The sequence below is a fragment of the Gordonia sp. LMA167 genome, assembly GCF_058130025.1.
Genome location: NZ_CM176708.1, coordinates 1212435 through 1231014, shown reverse-complemented (window position 1 = coordinate 1231014; position 18580 = coordinate 1212435). Strand labels below are relative to the sequence as shown.

Below are 18580 nucleotides of genomic sequence, written 5' to 3'. Positions count from 1 at the left end.
TCAGGACGCCCCTTCCAACACGTCGTGCAGGTCGTAGGTGAGTGGCACCTCGAGCTGGTCGTAGGTGCAGCTCTCCGGTTCCCGGTCCGGGCGCCACCGGAGGAACTTGACGGTGTGGCGAAAGCGGTGATTCTCCATCTGGTCGTAGGCGACCTCGACGACCAGCTCGGGACGGATCGGGATCCACTCCCCCGACTTCTCCGACCGCCACCGTGTCGGCTCGCCGGACGCCGGTTTGTCGGGGTCCAGGCGCATCGGTTCGAACATCTGCTGAAGCTCGATCCGCTTGGCGTCGGAGAACGCGCCGGCACCTCCGACCATGCGGAGCTCGCCGTCGGCGTAGAGCCCCAACAGCATCGATCCGAGACCGGTGCCGCTCTTGTGCACGCGGTAGCCGAAGACCACGCAGTCGGCGGTGCGCTTGTGCTTGACCTTCACCATCTCCCGTTTGTTCGGGACATACCGCCCGTCGAGCCGCTTGCCGACCACGCCGTCGAGCCCGGCACCTTCGAATGCGGTGAACCAGTCGGTCGCGACGGCGGGATCGGTGGTCACCCGGCTGACCTTCAGTGTCCGGTCGGCACCGTCGGTGGGGTCGATGGCCCGCAGCAGCGCCTCCCGTCGTACCGAGAACGGTTCGTCGATGACGCTCGCCTTGCCCAGTGCGAGGGCGTCGAAACCGATGAAGATCGCCGGGGTCTTCTCCGCCAACATGGTGATCCGTGATTCGGCGGGATGGATACGTTGGGCCAGCGAGTCCCAGTCGAGGCGGTGGGTATCCCCGATCAGCGCCGGCACCCCGATCTCCCCGTCCACCACGGCTTTGCCGGGTAGCTCGGCCTTGGCGGCGGCCACCAGCTCGGGGAAATATCGGGCGAGGTCCTTGCCGCCGCGCGAGCCGATGGCCACCTCGTCACCGTCGCGAAAGATCAAGGCCCGAAAGCCATCCCATTTCGGCTCGTATGACCACACCGGATCACCACCGGGCTGATCGGGAACCGTGGTGACGGCTTTGGCGAGCATGGGGGCGATCGGCGGCATTACCGGGAGGTCCACGGCTCCATAGTTGCTACTTGTACGCTCATCCGCAATGGACCTGGGAGAAACCGCACCGCCGGCGGGCCGGTATGCGCCGTCACCGTCGGGAGAGCTGCACGTCGGCAATCTGCGGACAGCCGTGCTGGCCTGGTTGTTCGCCCGGACCACCGACCGGTCGTTCCTCATCCGGATGGAGGACCTGGATCGTACCGCGGTCGGCGCCGATCGCGGACAACTCGCCGACCTGGCATCGCTGGGACTGGACTGGGACCCGCCGGTGGTCTACCAATCCGACCGGTTGCCGTCGTATCAGTCGGTGATCGACGGGCTGCGCGAGGACGGCCGCACCTTCGAGTGCTTCTGTACGCGGCGCGAGATCCTGGAGGCGCCGTCGGCGCCGCACGCGCCCGAGGGCGCCTACCCCGGCACCTGCCGCGACCTCACCGATGCGCAGCGGGCCGAACGTCGAGCCGGCGGCCGGGACCCGGCGATTCGTCTCCGCACCGACGTCCCCGACTTCACCGTCGTCGACGCCTTGCACGGCAGCTACAGCGGGATGGTCGACGACTTCGTCATCCAACGCAACGACGGCACCCCCGCCTACAACCTGGCGGTCGTCGTCGACGATGCCGCACAAGGCGTCGACCAGGTGGTACGCGGAGCCGACCTGCTGTCGTCCGCGCCGCGGCAGGCCTATTTGGCGACGCTGCTCGGTCACGTCCCGCCTACCTATGCGCACGTGCCGATGGTGCTCAACGACAAGCGCATCCGGCTCAGCAAACGCGACGGTGCGGTGACCCTGGCCGACCTCGCCGGCCAGGGCATCTCGGCCAAGCAGGTGTTGTCGCGCATCGCGGAGTCGCTCTGGCTGGCCGAACCCGGTGAGGCGGTGTCGCTTCCGATGCTCGCCGAACGGTTCGATCCGCAGGCATTGCCGAAGGAACCGTGGATTCTTACGGAGGCCGAGTGGACGTGATCGCAATCAGCGGGAAGGGCGCGCCACCACCCCCGGTTTGAGTAGCAGCGAACGAAGTGAGTCGCGACACCCGCTGGTTGAGTAGCAGCGAACGAAGTGAGTCGCGAATCGAAACCCACGCCAACCCCGATCTCGATACGCCTCCTCACTCCGTTCGTCGACTACTCGATCAGCGGAAAGAGGTCGTCGGCTACTCGATCACCGGGGAAGGGCACCCACCCGCTGGTTGAGTAGCAGCGAACAGAGTGAGTCGCGTATCGAAACCCACGCCAACCCCGATCTCGATACGCCTCCTCACTCCGTTCGTCGGCTACTCGATCAGCGGGAAGGGCATCGTCGACTACTCGATCAGCGGGAAAACGCGCGCCAGCTACCCGATCAGAGGGAAGGCACCGCCGGCCAACCGATCAGGCAGCCGTGGTGGCCAGCAGGAGTTCCAGCACGTCGTTGAGGGTGAGCACGCCCAGGACCCGGTCGTCGTCGACGACGACCGCCACGTGCCGTCGCGTCTCGCGCATCGTCGCGAGGGCCTCATAGACCGGAACGGCGGACCCGAAGGTCAGCACCGGCCGCAGCAGGTCGGCTGCCGAGGAGTCGGTCGCGGCGGCGAGGCTGTCGCGGACATGGACCACACCCTCGATGCCTGCGCCGCCCGAGGCCTTGTCCCACACCAGGAGACGGCGATGTCCGGTCGTCAGCGAGGTCGCCTGGATCTCGGCAGGTGACGCGGTTGGCGGCACCGCGCTCACGGCCTCGGAACCGACCACGTCGCCGACGGTCAGCGCCTCGAGTTCGAGTGCGCTGGACAGATGTGCGTGGTAGCGCTCGTCGAGCGTCCCGACCGTCGCCGAGTGTTCGACGAGGTGACGCAGGGTCTCCGAGTCCTGACCGGCCCCCACCTGATCGACCGGCTGCACACCGACACGGCGTAGACACCAGTTGGCCAGGCTGTTGAGCTGGGTGATCACGGGGCGGGTCAGCCAGATGAATGCGCGCATCGGGATCGCCAGCATGGTGGCCGACCGTTCCGGATGCGCGATGGCCCACGACTTCGGAGCCATCTCACCGACCACGAGATGCAGGAAGGTGACGATCACCAGCGCCAGCACGAATCCGGCGACGTCCGCGGTCCACAATGGCATGCCCCAGCTGCTGAAGGCAGGCGTGAGCCAATGGTGCACAGCGGGTTTGGTGATCGCACCCAAAGCGAGGGTGCAGATGGTGATACCGAGCTGCGAACCGGCCAGCAGCACCGACAGCTCCGATGCGCTGCGCAACGCTGCCCGCGCCGATCGGCTGGTTGGTGCCGCATCCTCGAGACGGTGGCGCCGAGCCGCGATGAGCGCGAATTCGACGGCGACGAAAAAGGCACTCGCGCCGATCAGTGCGATGGTGATCGCGACCACGACCCACGGGTTGCTCATGCCCGGCCTCCAACGGACGCCGTGGCGTCGACGGTCAGCAAGACCTTCGAGGGCACGTGCTTGTCGATCTCGAGCACCTGGACGTGCACCGTCCGAGGCTCCGCCTCCTCGTGGTGCGCCAGCAGCGCCGGGTCGGGCTCCAGCGTCATCGTGACCTGGTCGCCGACAGCGGGAAGGCCGGCGTACTCGGCGATCACAAGCCCGGCGAGAGTCTCATGATCCCCTTCCGGCAGCTCGATGCCGATCGCCCGGGACACCTCGTCGAGGTGGGCGTCGCCGGCGATCTGCCATCCGTCACCGGTCTGCTCGATCGGGGACCGTTCGAGCGGGTCGTGCTCGTCATCGATCTCACCGACGAGTTCCTCAGCGATGTCCTCGGCGGTGACGACCCCGGCGAAACCACCGTATTCATCGATCACCACGGCCATCTCGTCGGACGCGGCATCGATGTGGGCGAGCACGCCGGTCAGTGGCAGCGACATCGGGACGATCACCGCCGGGCGGCATACGTCGCCGGCCGTCGACGACGCGGCGCGGTCGGCCTCGGCGGACCAGCCGAGCAGGTCGTGTAGGTGGATGACGCCGACCACCTCGGCCCGCTCGTCGACGACCGGGTAACGGGTATGGCCTGTCGCCATCGCCGCCAGCACATCGGCTGCCGGCCGATCGGCGCGGATGGTGTCCACACGGGTGCGGGGGATCATCGCGTGTCCGGCAGTGCGCGTGGGAAAGTCGAGGACGCGGTCGAGCAAGGTGGACAGATCGGCCGGCAGTTCTCCGGCATCACGGGATTCGGCGACGATGTGTTCGAGGTCGCGGGGCGTGGCCGAATGCTCGACGTCGTGGACCGGTTCGATCCGCAGGGCACGCAACAGGAGGTTGGACGACTTGTCGAACAGTGCGATCAACCAGCCGAACACGGCCAGGTAGGCGGTGGTCGATCGGCTGAGCCGGCGCGCCACCGGTTCGGGGCGGGCGATGGCCAGATTCTTGGGGAACAGCTCGCCGAACACCATCTGGACGACGGTGGAGAACGCGATCGCGATCACCGTGCCGATCGCGACGCCGATACCGACGGGGATGCCGACGTCGCCGAGGAGGTCACCGACACCACTGCCGATGAGCGGTTCGGCGACGTAGCCGACCAGCAGACCGGTGACAGTGATGCCGAGTTGCGCGCCGGACAGCATGAAGGAGGTGCGGCGGGTGACCGACAGGGCGCGGGCCGCGGTCTTGTCGCCGGCTTCGGCGCGAGCTTTGAGGCGGGAGCGGTCGACCGCCATGTAGCCGAATTCCTGCGCCACGAAGTAGCCGGTCAACGCGGAGATGGCGAGGACGACCAGAATGCCGACTGCGATACCGAGGAGCGTCAGCACGGCCGGCTCCGATGACTCGTGCCCAGCTGCTCACTGGGTCGGGATAGGTCAGATCGTCGGCGTTTTCGGCGCTTCGCGCGTCTCATCAGGTCTTTCTCGCTCGGGTCGGTTGACGGTGAAGGAGCCGACGGTCACAACGCTGGGACACATAGCGGCTCCACGAGAATGGAACGTATTCGCCGAGCGGCGAGTTCCCACCAGGCGCCACGGAGACGATGGGACGTCCACCATCTGCCATGATGGTGTGACACACGTCACCAGAAGGGCGGTTGGGCATGGTCCGCGCGGCACAGCCGCCGTTGCGTCCGGAGATCGACATCTCCTGGCGCCGGTCGGTGGGGAATGGGTTGGCCCCGGATGCCGTGCCCGACGTTCTGGTCGATGAGGACTTGGCGAGATCCGATCTGGTGCTGCGTGCCGCCCGCCCGGTGCTCGACGCCGCGTCCGAGCAACTCGCCGACGCCGACATCGCTCTACTGCTCACCGATGCCGACTCCCGAATCGTCGCGAGCGTCTACGGCGGGTCGCAGGTCGAGCACAGCATCAGCCGGCTGGGGGCGGTGCTGGGATCGACGATGGACGAGGAGTCGGTGGGCACCACCGCCCTCGGCACCCCCGTCGAAACCCGCGCCCCGCTGACCGTCAACGGTGCCGAGCACTTCCTGGAGATGTACAAGCATCTGAGCTGCTACGGGCGGCCGATCGTGCATCCCACCACCCGGCGCCTCGAGGGCATCCTCTGCATGACCGAGATCAGCTCGGCCGTCAATCCGCTGTTCCAGTCCTTCGTCGGCCGGCTGGTCTCCGACATCCAGGCCCGCCTGCTGGACACCTCGCGCAGTTCTCACCGGGCGATCCTGGGCGCGTTCCACCTGGCATCGGGCCGACGTGACGCCGCGGTGGTCGCGGTGGGCGACGATCTGCTGCTGACCAACACGTTGGCCACCGAGCTCCTCGACACCTCGGACATCGGCGCGCTCAAAGCGCTGGCAGCCGCAGTGTCGACGTCGTTTCCGGAGACGATGCTGCTCACGTCAGGAATCCCGGTGACACTGTCGGGCCACGCGGTGCCCGGCGCGCCCGGGGCCGCGGTGGTGACGCTGCGCGCATCGCGCTCAGCGCATCGGCCGGTCCCCCGCGGAGAGCGACTCGATCGCCGCTCACCCGATGCGCTGTTCCCCGAGATCGTCTTCGACCCCGGCACCGTCGCCGCGCCGCGGTCGCTGGCGCTGACGGGCGAGGCCGGAACCGGACGGACCACCGGTGCCACTCGGGCGCTGTACGGACGTGCCGCACGGCGCCTCGACGTCGCCGAGGTGATCACCTCCGGCGACGCCGTCGATCTCCCGCGCGTCGCGACACAGGCCCGGGCGGCCGGCGAGGTGCTGGTCATCGACGGACTGGACCTCCTCGCCGACACCGCACTGGCGCTGGTGCGCCGAATGCTCACCGACCGCATCCAGCCGGTGATCGCGATCAGCGGCCCCTCGGCCGATGCCCGACCGGCGGTTGCCGCCGTCACCGCTCTGTGCGACGAACAGGCGGCCCTCCCCGCGATCCGGCACCGAACCGAGCACATCGGCGCGCTCGCCACGTTCTTCGCGACCGCCCGACGTCCGGGGAGCACGTGTGGGGCAGCGACGGTCGATGCGCTGATGGCCCACGACTGGCCCGCCAACCTGACCGAGTTCCGTCGAGTCGTCGAGCAGGCCGCCGACACCGCCGCCGCCCGCGGATCTGCCGGTCACATCGAGCTCGCCGACCTCCCCGAGCGGTATCGGCTCTCCACCAAGGCGGCGACCCTGTCGATGCGCGACCGTACCGAACGCCAGGCCATCATCGACGCGCTCGGCCACTGCCAGGGCAACAAGGTGCATGCCGCCCAACGATTGGGCATCAGCCGCAGCACCCTCTACGCCCGCATCCGCGCCCTCGGGATCACGCCATGAACCTCCGGCCCGGTGGCCGACGGCGCCGAGCCAAACCGTGTCCGGCAGGTGTACGGATCTCGGACAGTTAGCGCTGCGCTTTCGATGTGACGATGACCGGCACACGCCACAACAGTGATGGTCATCACTGCACATCGAGAGATCGAGGTTTCCATGAGCACTGCCACACCGACCGCCCTGATCCCGGACGAGGGCCTCGCCCATGACCAGCTGTTCATCGGCGGGCGCTGGGAACAACCGCGGGGTACCGGCCGCATCGAGGTGACCTCACCCAACACCGGCCAGGTCATCGGCAGCGTGCCCGACGGCTCGGTGGCCGACGTCGACGCCGCCGTCACCGCGGCCCGGGCCGCATTCGACGATCCGTCCGTGTGGTCGGGCCTGCCCGCTGCGGACCGGGCTCGGCACCTGCGCCGATTCGCCGACGAACTCGAGGCCCGCAAGGATCAGCTCGCCGGACTGGTGTCGGCACAGAACGGGATGCCGATCGCGGTGGCCGGGCAGCTCGAGGCCGTCTACCCGTCGACCCTGCTCCGCTACTACGCCGACCTCATCGAGAACCAGACCGCCGATGTCCGCGAAGGCATGTTCGGTGGCGTCGTCGAGGTCACCCGCAGCCCGATAGGGGTCGTCGGGGCGATCGTCCCGTGGAACTTCCCGCAGACCCTCGCCGCCTTCAAGTTCGCCCCCGCGCTCGCAGCCGGCTGCACGTTGGTGATCAAACCGTCCCCGGAGACGGTGCTCGACGCATTCGTGCTGGCCGAGGCCGTAGAGGCGGCCGGACTGCCGGACGGCGTGATCAACGTCGTCCCCGGCGGACGCGAGGTCGGCGCGCATCTCGTGTCCCACCCGGGGATCGACAAGGTCGCCTTCACCGGATCGACGGCTGCGGGCATCTCCATCGCCGAAACCTGCGGACGCCTCCTGCGCCCGGTGACGCTGGAGCTGGGCGGGAAGTCGGCGACCATCGTCCTCGACGACGCCGAACTCGACCTCGCCACCATCGGCAACGATCTGTTCGTCGCGACCCTCGCCAACAACGGCCAGACCTGCTTCCTCGGCACCCGCGTCCTCGCACCGCGTTCGCGCTACGACGAGGTGGTCGACGTACTCACCGCGTTCTCCGAATCGATGGTCATCGGTGACTCGCGCGATCCGGGCACCCAGATCGGCCCGATGGCCACCGCGCGCCACCGTGATCGGGTGGAGGGCTACATCGCGCAGGGCCGCAGCGAAGGCGGCCGTATCACCACCGGTGGTGGGCGTCCCGCCGGACTCGACGACGGCTGGTTCGTCCAGCCGACCGTCTTCGCCGACATCGACAACACCGCCACCATCGCCCGCGAGGAGATCTTCGGTCCGGTGCTGTCGGTGATCGGCTACTCCGACGATGCCGATGCCGTTGCCATCGCGAATGACTCGGATTTCGGCCTCGGCGGCACGGTCTGGAGCAGCGACCCGGAACGTGCGCAGGCCGTGGCGCGCGCGGTACAGACCGGCACGATCGGCATCAACCGTTACCTGCCGGACCCGATCGCACCGTTCGGCGGTGTCAAACAGAGCGGCATGGGTCGCGAACTCGGACCGGAAGGCCTTGCCGCATACCAGAACGTCAAGTCTATCTACCGCTGACCCCCTGACCCTCTGACCCCACCAACCCCGCTGACCCCACAAGGAAAGGAACACCATGAAGACCAAGGCAGCTGTCCTGCTCGACGTCGGGAAGCCGTTCGAGATCATGGAGCTCGATCTCGACGGCCCCAAGGAAGGCGAGGTGCTGATCAAGTACACCGCCGCGGGACTGTGTCATTCCGACCTGCACCTGACCGACGGTGATCTGCCGCCGCGGTTCCCGATGGTCGGCGGCCACGAGGGATCGGGCATCATCGAGGAGATCGGCCCCGGCGTCACCAAGGTGAAACCCGGCGATCACGTGGTGTGCAGCTTCATCCCGAACTGCGGCACCTGCCGGTACTGCTCCACCGGCCGACAGTCGTTGTGCGACATGGGCGCCACCATCCTGGAGGGCTCGCTGCCGGACGGGACGTTCCGATTCCACGGCAACGGCCAGGACTTCGGCGGCATGTGCATGCTCGGCACCTTCTCCGAGCGCGCCACCATCTCACAGCATTCGGTGGTGAAGGTCGACGACTGGCTCCCGCTGGACAAGGCCGTGCTCGTCGGCTGCGGTGTGCCGACCGGCTGGGGTTCGGCGGTGTACACCGGCAACGTGCGCGCCGGCGACACCGTGGTGATCTACGGCATCGGCGGCATCGGCATCAACTCGGTGCAGGGCGCCGTCCATGCGGGCGCCAAGTATGTGGTCGTGGTGGATCCGGTGGCCTTCAAACGGGATACGGCGATCAAGTTCGGAGCCACGCACTCGTTTGCCTCGGCCGCCGAGGCCCAGCACACGATCACCGAGATCACCTGGGGTCAGGGCGCCGACTGTGCGATCGTCACCGTGGGCACCGTCGACGAGGATGTGGTCTCGGCCGCGATCGGGTCCGTCGGCAAGGGCGGCACGGTCGTCATCACCGGACTGGCGAGTCCGGAGAAGTTCACCGTGCACTGGCCGGGCATCGACCTCACACTCAACGAGAAGACCATCAAGGGAAGCCTGTTCGGGTCCGCGAACCCGCAGTACGACATCGTGCGACTGCTGCGTCTCTACGACACCGGCCAGCTCAAGCTCGACGAACTTGTGACCACCACCTACACGCTGGACCAGGTCAATCAGGGCTACCAGGATCTCCGTGACGGCAAGAACATTCGCGGGGTGATCGTGCACGACAGCTGATCCACACCCGCTGATCCTTCCGCTGATCGATCAGCGAGCACCATCACCCGTCGGTCCTTCCGCCGATTCGAGCAGCCGGCGAGCGGCACCTTCCGCTGATCGAGTAGCCGGCGAGCGGCAGCGAGACGGCGTATCGAGATCACCCCCACAACAGGTGGTTTCGATACGCCGCCCGCGCCGCCCGCGTCGCGCGCGACTCAGCCGACATCCTCGGCTTCGATGACCTGACGCGCCACGTCGATGAGCGGGGTATTGCTGTCCTGGGACAGCCGGCGGAGCAGTTCGAATGCCTGTATCGCATCGATCTTGAATCGCTCCATGATCATGCCCTTGGCCTGCCCGATCTGATCTCGGCTGGCGAGCGCGCTGCGGAAGTCGCCCTGTTGACGGGCACGGTACAGCGCCAGAGCGGCGTGGGTGGCGTAGACGAGCCCGATCTCCTCGGACTCCTCGTTGAAAGCGCCGACCCTGTCCGAGAACAGATTCAGGGCGCCCATCGAGCCCCGGTGGGTGAACAACTGAAAGGACAGACTCGAACGGGCAGGTGTCTCGGCGATCGTGCGCACAGATAGTTCCGGCCATCGGGGATCGGTGGCGATGTCGTCGGAACGCACCATGTGGTGTTCCCATGCGGCCTCCAGGCACGGGCCCTGCCCGGTGTCCCGTTGCAGTTGGTCGAGCCGGACCATGATCTGGTCGGTGGGCGCGATCGTGTCGAACACACGTTTCTTCTGGTCGACCACGAGCACACCGGCGTACCGGGTGCCGGGCACATGCTCGAGCGCGCCCGCGGTGATGGCCTCGAGCACCACGTCGGTAGCGGCTCGGTCCGTTTCCGGTACCGCATGCAAAGTGCGCGCCAGATCGGCTATCGCTTGATGGACACTCACGGTATTCTCGCCTCCTCCACACCCCGTGTTGGGACCTCTCAACCGTAAACGGCCACCGTAACCGTCGTACTACCGTTCCCATCATGGACATGCGTCAGATGGAGTACTTCCTGGCGGTCGTCGAGTACGGCGGAGTCAACCGGGCCGCCGCCGCACTCCACGTCGCACAGCCGTCGTTGTCGCAGTCGATTCGCAAACTCGAGAAGGACCTCGGGACCGAACTGTTCCATCGGGTGGGGCGTGGTCTGGTTCTCGCGCCCGCCGGTGAAGCGTTGATCGGGCCGGCGCGCACGATTCTGCGTGAGGCGGAGGAGGCCGAGAACGCGGTACGCAGCGTCGGCCAGGGCAACCGGGGACGCATCGACGTCGCGACTTTGTCGGATCTGTCCACCGACCCGCTCTCGGTGTGGGTGGCCCGCTACCGATCCGAGAATCCCGACATCAGATTCCATGTCGAGGAGCGCGATGACTCGGCGGACATCATCGAACTGGTCCGTTCCGGTGCCTGCGAGATCGGGATATCCGAATTGCCCTTCCCCGGCGACGAGCTGGTCACCGAGGAACTCGTCAAGCAGCGGTTCGTTCTCGTGTGTCCCCCGGGAACCGATGCGCACTGGCCTGATCCGACGCCTATTTCTTTGCTGGCGGGCGTTCCCTTTGTCATGGGCGAACGAGGCACGGTGACAAGGGATTACATCGAAGCCTCGCTGCGGGAACACGGCGTCGAGCCGCGGATCGTCATCCAGGTGCCGCAGCGCGGTGCGGTGCTACCGATGGTGCTCTCGGGCGGCGGCGCCGCGATCGTCTCGCTTCGCGTCGGGCTCGACGCCCGTTTTCGTGGCGGAGTCGTCCGAGAGTTGTCACCGGCGTTGTCCCGACCCTTGGGGCTGGCCCGTCGCCCCGGCCGGGTCACCGCAGCCACCACGGCGTTCCATGCGTATGTCAAGGGGTCGATGCAGCTGTGGATCGACGGCATCGAGCGAAACATCCGCAACGGACTGCCCCTGGTCGAGGCGGCTGCGCTCACGGCCCGGAAAGCCGACGAGCGTATTCGGGACCGGAATCTACGAGACGCCGAGATCCGACCACGTAACCGATAGGCAATTACAGTCAATCCACCTCATTTCTAGTCTTTGACGTAGTCGATTGCTCATCCTTCAATGGGTGTGTGCCACTTCACAGGCATTCCCGACACCCAAGGAGCAGCAATGAGAGGTGGAGTCCAGTACGACGTGGATGACGCCATCGCGACCGTGACGCTCGACAATCCGGGACGGCGCAACGCGGTGTCCTTCCCGATCTTCGAACAACTGAGTTCCATCGTGGCAACACTCACCCACTCTCCCGAGGTCCGAGTCGTGGTCCTGACGGGCGCCGGGACGGACTTCAGCGTGGGCGCCGACCTCGCCGCCCCACCGCAATCCCGGACGCTGCGCGGCCGGTCCGTTCCCGACGATGTCGCGCGGCTCGGCGAGGTCAGCGCCATGCTGGCCGCGTTTCATCAACTGCCGCAGATCACCGTCGCCGCGGTCGACGGTGCGTGCGCCGGCGCCGGTCTGTCCCTCGCGGCGGCCGCCGACTTCCGCATCGCCACTCATCGAGCGGTGTTCAGCACCGCGTTCGTCAACGCCGGCCTGTCCGGCGACCTCGGCGCAGTGTGGCTGATCAGCAGCATCGTCGGCGCCGGCCGGGCCCGAGAGCTGTTCTTGACGCCACGGAAACTGTCTGCGGCCGAGGCCCTTCGGATCGGCCTGGTCACCACGACAACCGATCCGCAGACCCTGGGCACCGCCACCGGGGAGCTCGCCCACCGACTTGCCGACTCGGCTCCGCTCGCGTTGTCGTCGATGAAGAAGAACCTGCTTCAGGCATCGACTTCCCCACTGACCGAATATCTTTCAGACGAGGTGCACCGCATGGTGCACTGCTTCCACTCGGCGGACGCACGCGAGGCCGCCGCGGCATTTCTCGACAAACGCGTCCCCGTCTTCGCCGGCCGCTGATCCGGCGTCCCGTTTCCCTCTCTCCCGTTTCGGAGTCCCTCATGACACATACCCTCACGCCTGCGGACGCCCGCACACAGGCACCCTCCTACGCCCGGGCCTGGGTGATCACCGGCCTGCTCTTCACCTTCCTGCTCCTCAACTTCGCCGACAAGGCGGCACTCGGTTTCGCCGGCGTTCACATCCAACAGGATCTGGACATCACCCCCGGCCAGTTCGGCCTGCTGCAGAGCGCGTTCTTCTGGCTGTTCGCAGCCGGGGCGATCATTTTGGGGGCGTTGTCCTCCCGTATCGGTACGCGATGGCTCCTCGCAGCACTGATGCTGGTCTGGGTGATCACGATGGTCCCCCTTCTCGGACCGGTCAGCTTCGGTGTGCTGTTGGTGTGCCGCATCGTTCTCGGGTTCGCCGAAGGGCCCGCGTACGCGCTGGCCACACATGCGGTGCACTCGTGGTTCCCACCCGAGAAGCGGGCCCTGCCCGGCGGCATCGTCACCGCGGGCGCGTCCGTCGGGCCGCTACTCGCCGCTCCGGTGCTCACCTGGGTGATCGTCACCTGGTCCTGGCACGCGGCCTTCGGCGTGCTCATCGGGTTCGGCGCCGTGTGGGTCGTCGCCTGGATCATCCTCGGTAGAGATGCACCGGCGCAGTTGTTCACCGAAACCGCCAAGGGATCAACGGAACTCGTCGAGGCCTCCTACCGGCAGCTGCTCACCACGGGCACCGTGATCGGAATCGCCCTGTTGACGTTCTTCTCCTACTGGTCCACAACGCTGAAAGTGGCCTGGCTGCCCGTCTATCTGTCCGATGGACTCGGCTACAGCACCGAAACCGCGGGTCGATTGATCATGCTGCCCTACGCATTCGCCGCAGTCGCCGCCATCGGTGCCGGGCTGCTGTCGAACCGTCTCACCGCACGCGGAGTGTCCCGTCGGATATCGCGGGGCTACCTCGCCGGCGGACTCGTGGTGGCAGCAGGTGTCTCGATGTTCGCGTTCACCGTTCTGCCGAGCGGTCTGCTGCAGATGCTGTTCATCTCGCTGGCATTCTCTCTCAACTCGGCCGCGTATGCCGTCGCTTTCACTGCGATCGCCGACGTCGTCCACCCACGTAAACGCGGCACCGTCCTCGGCTTCCTCGTCGCCTTCTACAGCATGGCCGGCGTGATCGCTCCCCTCGTCCTCGGCTGGTTCGTCGACAACGCCGCCGACAAGATCACCGGCTACGGACACGGATTCGCACTCACGGGCATCCTGATGGCCGTCGGCGGTGCGATCGCGACCGTGCTCGTCCGGCCGGAGCGCGACATCGCCCGTCTGGCCGCCCGCACCACGGAGGCGATCCGATGACGCGCCCTCTCGACGGCGTTCGCGTGATCGACTTCGGACAGTTCATCGCCGCGCCCGCCGCCACCCAGATCCTGGTCGACCTCGGCGCCGACGTCGTCAAAGTCGAACCCGTGCATGGCGAATCATCCCGGCTGATCGGCGTGTACGGCGAGGCCATCCTGCGAACCTACAATCGCAACAAACGCTGCATCGCCATCGATCTGAAGCATCAGCGGGGCCGCGAGATCGCCTGGCAACTCATCGCGGACGCCGACATCGTGGTCCAGAATCTGCGGCCGGGCGTGATGGAGTCGTTCGGCCTGGGCGCCGCGGAGGTCCGCAACCGGTACCCGAACATCATCTACGCCACCGTGAGCGGCTTCGGTCTCCACGGACCGTCCAAGGACCGGGCAGGCCTCGACATCGCTGCACAGGCCGAGAGCGGAATCATGTCCGTGACCGGCGAGGCCGACGGTGAACCGCAGCGGGTGGGATTCCCGGTGGTGGATTCGGCTGCAGCACATGTCTTCGCGCAGGCCGTCCTGGGTGCCTATGTCCGGCGATTGCGGACCGGCGAAGGCGACACCGTCGAGACCTCGCTGCTGGAGGTTGCGGTGCATCTGCAGGGGCCCAACTGGGGCGAATACCTGCTGACCGGCAACGAACCGACGCGCAAGGGCAACGGCCAACCGACCGTCGCTCCCGCCGCCGACGTGATGCCGACCCGCGACGGCGCGATCGTCGTGTCGGCCTATTCGGTGACGCATTTCGCCCGCCTCTGCGCGCTGCTCGCGCGCCCTGAGCTGGCCGATGACCCACGCTTCACCGACAACGAGGCACGGGTACGCAACCGTCCGGCACTGCTGACCGAACTGCGGTCGGTGTTCGCCACCATGACGAGCGATGAGGCGATGAACCTGCTGACGCCGAACGGCGTTGTGGCAGGGCGTATCAGCTCCTACAGCGAGGTGAGGAAGAACCCGGATGTGGAGGCGACCGGAATCTTCGTCGACGTCGTCGACCGCCACAGTGTCGAACACACGACTCTCGGATCGCCGTGGCATCTCGGCAGTATTCCCCATGCCCCCGCGGCCGCTGCACCCGTGCTCGGCCAGCACACCGCGCAGCTGCTCGCCGACCTCGGCTACGCACGCAACGCGGTCGACGATCTCATCGCCGCGGGCGTGGTCCGCACTGACCAGCCCGGCGACGATTTCTGAGACCAGAATCCGACAACCCATCATCGAGAGGACCCCATGGATCGCACCATGTTCACCGCTGACCACGACGACTTCCGCTCCGCAGTACGGCAGTTCATTGCCAGGGAGGTGGCTCCACACATCGCCGATTGGGAGGCCGCCGGCAAGGTGCCACGCGAGTTGTTCACCAAAACAGCCCAACTCGGCATCAACGGACTGCAGATCCCCGAAGAGTTCGGGGGCGGCGGCATCGACAGCTTCCTGTTCAACGCCATCGTCATCGAGGAGACCGGATACGCCGCCGCCACCCTCGGTGGCCTCCAGGTGCACCTCAGCACCGTCCTGCCGTACTTCCTGGAATACGCCGACACCGCGCAGCGAGCACGGTGGTTTCCCGGATTTGCCGATGGCTCACTGGTGGCGTCGATCGCGATGACCGAGCCCGGTACCGGTTCGGACCTCGCGGGCATGTCGACCAGCGCTGTCCGCGACGGCGACGACTGGATCCTCAGTGGCGCCAAGACATTCATCACCGGCGGCATCAACGCGGACCTGATCGCCGTGGTGGCCCGAACCGGACGTGACCGGGAGGACCGTCGCGAAGGCCTGTCGCTGTTCGTCGTCGAGAACGGCATGGACGGATTCACCCGCGGCCGCAACCTCGACAAGCTCGGCCTCAAGGCCCAGGACACCGCGGAACTGCACTTCGACAATGTTCGAATCCCGGCCGGGAACATGCTCGGTGTCGAGGGCAAGGCGTTCGCCATGCTCACCCACAACCTCCCCCAGGAGCGGTTGACGATTGCGGTGACCGCCACCGCGACCGCGCAGGCCGCGCTCACACTGGCGGCCGACTACGTCGCCGATCGGAAGGTGTTCGGCAAGCGTGTCGCCGACTTCCAGAACACCAAATTCGTTCTCGCCGAGTGCGCCACCGAGATCGAGGCCGCACAGGCCCTGGTCGACCGCGCACTCCTCGCCCTCGACGGCGGCTCACTCACCGCCGCGGACGCCGCAAAGACCAAACTGTTCTGCACCGAGATGCAATCGCGGGTGATCGACAGCTGTCTGCAGCTACACGGTGGCTACGGCTACATGCGGGAGTATCCGATTGCCCGGCTCTTCGCCGATGCCCGGGTCAGCCGCATCTACGGCGGTACGAGCGAGGTCATGAAAAGCGTCATCTCGCGATCGATGGGGCTGTGAACGATGATCTCCGACACCATCCGCACAATGGAATTCGACGAATACCTCGGCATCATAGAGCGATTCACCGATGAGGAGTTGATTCCCGGTGAACCCGAGATGGTCCGGCTCGGCCATGTCCCCGACCGACTCGTCGCCCGTATGGCCGAGCTCGGACTGTTCGGTATGACACTCTCTCGCGAGCACGGCGGTCTGGGCTGGTCCGTCGAACAGCAGGTGCGGTTGACCTTCGAGTTCACCCGAGCCTCCGCGGTCTACCGCTCCCGCTTCTCCACGACCATCGGGCTGGTGTCGCAGGCTCTCGCCACCTTCGGCACCGACGCACAGCGAGCGATGTACCTGGCCGACATGGCGAACGGACGATGTGTCGCCGCCTTCGCGCTCACCGAGGCGCAGGCCGGCACCGACGCGACAGCCGTGCAGACGTTGGCCCGACGCACCGCCGACGGCTGGGTACTCGACGGTTCCAAGCGCTACATCACCAACGGGGCCCGGGCCGACGTCCTGCTCGTGTTCGCCCGCACCGACCCCGACTCGGCGGCGCTGTCGGCGTTCATCGTCGACCGCGCCGCGCCCGGCGTCACCACCCGTCTGCCCGATCAGATGAACGGGCACGCCGAGGGTCCGGTCGCCGAGATCGAGCTCTCCGGTGTGCACGTCGGACCAGAATCGCTCCTGGGCGGTGCCGAAGGTCAGGGGCTCGAGCAGGCGATGCGCGGTATCAATCATGCCCGCACGCATGTGGCCGCGACCGCCGTCGGCCAGGCGACGCGACTGCTCGGCGAGGCGGCGCGACACGGGGCGCAGCGGGAGCAGTTCGGTCAACCGATCGCCGACTTCGGCTCCGTCGCAGCCATGTTGGGGCGCAGCTACGCCGAGCTCGAGGCCGGACGTGCCCTGGTCCTCGACTGTGCCCGCGAGTTCGACCGCTCGAACCCCCCTCGCCATCGCATCTCGGCCGCGAAACTGTATTGCACCGAGATGGCCTCGGAGGTCGCCGACCGGGCGGTGCAGATCCTCGGCGGCGAAGGCATCGTCGGCGAAAGCCCGGTCCCGCGGATGTGGCGCGACGTCCGCGCGCTGCGGATCTACGAGGGCGCCTCCCAACTCCACGAACGCAACCTCGCGCGCCACCTCACACAGCATCAAGCACCGTCACGTAAGGAATCACCATGAGAGATGCAGTCATCATCGACGCCGTCCGCACACCCGTCGGGCGCCGCAAAGGCGTTCTCGCAGAAATCCATCCCGTCGACCTGTCGGCGGTTGTCCTCGCCGCGCTGGCCGAGCGGACCGGCGTGGACGCCGACAACATCGACGATGTGATCTGGGGCTGCGTGAGCCAAGTCGGCGAGCAGTCGGCCAACATCGCGCGCAGTGCGGTCCTCGCGGCCGGGTGGCCCGAACACATCCCCGGCACCACCGTCGATCGTCAGTGCGGGTCCAGTCAGCAGGCGATCCATTTCGCGGCCGCCTCGGTGATCGCCGGTCACGCCGATCTCGTCGTCGCCGGCGGGGTCGAGTCGATGACGCGGGTACCGATGGGCTCGGCGAAGCGGGCAGGCCCCGGGGTACCGTTCGGCCCCGGTGTTTCCCGACGCTACGACAACGTCGAGTTCAGTCAGGGTGTGGGAGCCGAGATCATCGCGAGGCGTTACGGCCTCAGCCGGGCACAACTGGACGAATACAGCCTCGAGTCCCATCGGCGGGCGGCGACGGCTGACGATGACGGTCGCTTCATCAAGCAGATCGCGCCGGTCGAACTGCCTGACGGCACCTTGATCATCGCCGACGAGGGCATCCGCCGCGACACCAGCCTCGACACTCTCGGCTCGCTGGCACCGGCCTTCGACCAGGACGGTCGGATCACGGCGGGCAATGCCTCGCAGATCTCCGACGGTGCTGCGGCAGTGCTGGTCACGACCAGCGAGCGGGCTCGAGAGCTGGGGCTGAGCCCGATGGCCCGAGTACACACCGCCACCTGTGTCGGCGACGACCCGGTGACGATGCTGACCGGTCCGATCCCGGCCACCGCCAAGGCACTGCGCATGGCCGGCCTGGGCCTCGACGAGATCGACGCGTTCGAGGTCAACGAGGCCTTCGCGAGCGTCGTGCAGGCCTGGCTCAAAGAAACCGGCGCCCGCCCGGACCGGGTCAACATCAACGGCGGCGCCATCGCTCTCGGCCATCCACTGGGCGGCTCCGGAGCCCGCCTGGCGACAACTCTCCTTCATCACCTACAGATCGAGGGACAGCGTTTCGGGCTGCAGACGATGTGCGAAGGCGGTGGCATGGCGAACGCGACGGTCTTCGAAAACCTTCTCTCCTTCGGGTAGTCACGCCGCGACCGGCTCGTCCTCGTGGTGTCGGCACGTTGCCCACCCGGAAGGC

At 67.0% G+C, this 18580-nt stretch carries 15 protein-coding genes; 11 read left to right on the top strand and 4 right to left on the bottom strand.

What is annotated here, in order from left to right:
- Positions 1–1056: an ATP-dependent DNA ligase gene (locus ACVT6V_RS05485; RefSeq protein ID WP_489898799.1), complete on the bottom strand. Its 1056-nt coding sequence runs from the start codon at positions 1054–1056 to the stop codon at positions 1–3.
- A 34-nt stretch (positions 1057–1090) separates the two neighbouring features.
- Between ACVT6V_RS05485 and gluQRS the strand changes: the two genes are divergently transcribed.
- Positions 1091–2014, top strand: a complete 924-nt coding sequence (gene gluQRS, locus ACVT6V_RS05480) for a tRNA glutamyl-Q(34) synthetase GluQRS (RefSeq protein WP_489898798.1) — start codon at positions 1091–1093, stop codon at positions 2012–2014.
- Between the two features lie 407 nt (positions 2015–2421).
- Here gluQRS and ACVT6V_RS05475 read toward each other — a convergent pair whose 3' ends face one another.
- The gene (locus ACVT6V_RS05475) at positions 2422–3438 is read right to left on the bottom strand and encodes a CNNM domain-containing protein (RefSeq protein ID WP_489898797.1); all 1017 of its coding nucleotides are present in this window, start codon (positions 3436–3438) and stop codon (positions 2422–2424) included.
- The gene (locus ACVT6V_RS05470; RefSeq protein WP_489898796.1) at positions 3435–4814 is read right to left on the bottom strand and encodes a hemolysin family protein; all 1380 of its coding nucleotides are present in this window, start codon (positions 4812–4814) and stop codon (positions 3435–3437) included. Before ACVT6V_RS05470 ends, ACVT6V_RS05475 begins: the two co-directional genes overlap by 4 nt.
- Before the next feature lie 275 nt (positions 4815–5089).
- Here ACVT6V_RS05470 and ACVT6V_RS05465 point away from each other — a divergent pair, with 275 nt between their 5' ends.
- From ACVT6V_RS05465 to ACVT6V_RS05455, 3 genes are all read left to right on the top strand, one after another.
- Positions 5090–6763, top strand: a complete 1674-nt coding sequence (locus ACVT6V_RS05465; protein WP_489898795.1) for a sigma-54-dependent Fis family transcriptional regulator — start codon at positions 5090–5092, stop codon at positions 6761–6763.
- Positions 6764–6916: 153 nt separating this feature from the next.
- Entirely contained in the window at positions 6917–8395 is a 1479-nt protein-coding gene (locus ACVT6V_RS05460) for an aldehyde dehydrogenase (protein WP_489898794.1), read from the top strand.
- Positions 8396–8450: 55 nt separating this feature from the next.
- Entirely contained in the window at positions 8451–9563 is a 1113-nt protein-coding gene (locus ACVT6V_RS05455; protein WP_489898793.1) for an NDMA-dependent alcohol dehydrogenase, read from the top strand.
- A 197-nt stretch (positions 9564–9760) separates the two neighbouring features.
- Here ACVT6V_RS05455 and ACVT6V_RS05450 read toward each other — a convergent pair whose 3' ends face one another.
- Complete coding sequence (locus ACVT6V_RS05450; RefSeq protein ID WP_489898792.1) at positions 9761–10453, bottom strand: GAF and ANTAR domain-containing protein; 693 nt, start codon at positions 10451–10453, stop codon at positions 9761–9763.
- Positions 10454–10536: 83 nt separating this feature from the next.
- On the opposite strand from ACVT6V_RS05450, the gene ACVT6V_RS05445 reads away from it, so the two are divergent.
- The 7 genes from ACVT6V_RS05445 (at position 10537) to ACVT6V_RS05415 (ending at position 18525) form a co-directional block, all read left to right on the top strand.
- Positions 10537–11553 (top strand): LysR family transcriptional regulator, encoded by a 1017-nt coding sequence (locus tag ACVT6V_RS05445; RefSeq protein ID WP_489898791.1) that lies wholly within the window; start codon positions 10537–10539, stop codon positions 11551–11553.
- A gap of 108 nt (positions 11554–11661) precedes the next feature.
- Positions 11662–12456: an enoyl-CoA hydratase/isomerase family protein gene (locus ACVT6V_RS05440; RefSeq protein WP_489898790.1), complete on the top strand. Its 795-nt coding sequence runs from the start codon at positions 11662–11664 to the stop codon at positions 12454–12456.
- Positions 12457–12497: 41 nt separating this feature from the next.
- Positions 12498–13805 (top strand): MFS transporter, encoded by a 1308-nt coding sequence (locus ACVT6V_RS05435; RefSeq protein WP_489898789.1) that lies wholly within the window; start codon positions 12498–12500, stop codon positions 13803–13805.
- Positions 13802–15004, top strand: coding sequence for a CaiB/BaiF CoA transferase family protein (locus ACVT6V_RS05430; RefSeq protein ID WP_489898788.1), 1203 nt, complete (start codon positions 13802–13804; stop codon positions 15002–15004). Before ACVT6V_RS05435 ends, ACVT6V_RS05430 begins: the two co-directional genes overlap by 4 nt.
- 36 nt (positions 15005–15040) lie before the next feature.
- Entirely contained in the window at positions 15041–16189 is a 1149-nt protein-coding gene (locus tag ACVT6V_RS05425) for an acyl-CoA dehydrogenase family protein (protein WP_489898787.1), read from the top strand.
- 27 nt (positions 16190–16216) lie between these two features.
- Positions 16217–17365: an acyl-CoA dehydrogenase family protein gene (locus ACVT6V_RS05420; protein ID WP_489898786.1), complete on the top strand. Its 1149-nt coding sequence runs from the start codon at positions 16217–16219 to the stop codon at positions 17363–17365.
- Positions 17362–18525 (top strand): thiolase family protein, encoded by a 1164-nt coding sequence (locus tag ACVT6V_RS05415; protein WP_489898785.1) that lies wholly within the window; start codon positions 17362–17364, stop codon positions 18523–18525. The genes ACVT6V_RS05420 and ACVT6V_RS05415 overlap by 4 nt, the downstream gene beginning before the upstream one ends.
- Positions 18526–18580 lie beyond the last annotated feature (55 nt).